At 72.4% G+C, this 1524-nt stretch carries 2 protein-coding genes; both read right to left on the reverse strand.

Going from position 1 to position 1524, the window contains the following annotated elements; genetic code table 11:
- Positions 1-799 (reverse strand): LLM class flavin-dependent oxidoreductase (locus tag G6023_RS15095; protein WP_182636283.1); only part of this gene is annotated, 799 nt, incomplete at its 3' end.
- Between the two features lie 25 nt (positions 800-824).
- Positions 825-1524, reverse strand: a 700-nt coding sequence (locus tag G6023_RS15100; protein WP_182636285.1) for an SDR family oxidoreductase, incomplete at its 5' end; no start/stop codon positions are given.

Here is a 1524-nt window from a genome sequence, read left to right on the forward strand (position 1 = left end):
GCGCGGCCGCTCCCCCACCGGCCGTCCCCCCACCAGCCGACCCGGCGCCCGCGAGCTGGGCATTGGCCTCGCGGTAGAGGTCGGCGAAGGGCGCGAACCGGCCGGCGGGGCCGCCGATGATCGCGAGCATGAGCGGCATCCGGTAGCGGGCCGCGCGCACCACGGATTCCGGGCTGCCACCGACGGCGATCCACGCGCTGAGCCCGTGCTCGGTCTTGGGGTAGACGTGCTGGTCGACCAGCGGCGGACGCAGCTCACCGGACCACGTCACCGGCCCCTCGGGCAGCAGCGCGGCGAACAGGTCGAGCTTCTCGCTGAACAGCTGCTCGTACCGGGCGAGATCGAGGCCGAACAGCGGGAACGACTCGGTGAACGACCCACGGCCCAGCACGACCTCGGCGCGGCCGTTCGACAGGGCGTCGATGGTGGCGAAGCGCTGGAAGACGCGGATGGGGTCATCGCTCGACAGGACCGTGACCGCCGAGCCCAGCGTGATGCGCTCGGTGCGAGTGGCGATGCCGGCCAGCAGGACGTCCGGAGCGGAGACGGCGAAGTCGGGGCGGTGGTGTTCGCCGATGCCGAACGCGTCGACGCCCACCTGGTCGGCCAGGACGGCCTGCTCCACGACATCACGCAGGACCTGCGCGTGGTGGACGGGCCGACCGCCGCGGTCGACGGTGACGTCGCCGAAGGTGTCGAGGCCGAAGGCGACATCCTGGGTGGAGGGGTCACCGTGGGTGGAGGGCGACGACGACGAGGTGGGCGTCGCGGGGTCGTGTGCGGAGGCTGACGAGTTCATGCGGTCAGCATAGTTGATCCGTCATCTACATGGCGGGGTGTGCCGCCCGGGCGCGGGCGGGCTCGATCACGAGAGCACGGTTGCGGGCGACGCCGTCGAGCACGCTCGCCGCCAACCGGTCGGGGTCCAGCGGTCGACGCACCCCCTGGCCGTCGAGGTAGAAATGCCGACCGTCGAAGCCGTCAAGTTCACCCTTGTCGAGGATCGCGGTGTCGACCGCCGCCGGGCACACCACGGTCACGCCGACCCCGTGACCGGCGGCCTCGGCGCGCAGGGACAGCCCGAGCCCGACGACCGCGTGCTTGGTCATCGCGTAGCTGGTGATGAGCCCCGCCGGGCACAACCCGCCCATCGACGCGGTGAGCACGATCGCCCCGGCCCCGCGGTCGATCATGTGCGGGTACGCGGCGTGCACGCAGTGGACGACCCCGCGGACGTTGACGTCGATGATCGCGTTCCACTGCTCCAGGGTGAGCTTCTCGGTGTCGCCACCCCAGGTGATGCCGGCGTTGGCGAACATCAGGTCCAGCCCGCCCCGGGTGGAGACCACCTCCTCGACGAGCGCCGAGACGGCGGCGGCATCGGTGACGTCGAGGTGCGCCGGTTCGGCACTCCCGGCCCCTGCCGACCCGGCGCCGGGGCCGGACCTCGTCGTCGTCACCTCCTCGGCGACCCGACGCGCGGCGGCGAGGTCGATGTCCGCCACCACCACGTGCGCGCCGGTC

The organism is Dietzia sp. DQ11-71 (assembly GCF_014144995.1).
GTDB classification, from domain to species: domain Bacteria; phylum Actinomycetota; class Actinomycetes; order Mycobacteriales; family Mycobacteriaceae; genus Dietzia; species Dietzia kunjamensis.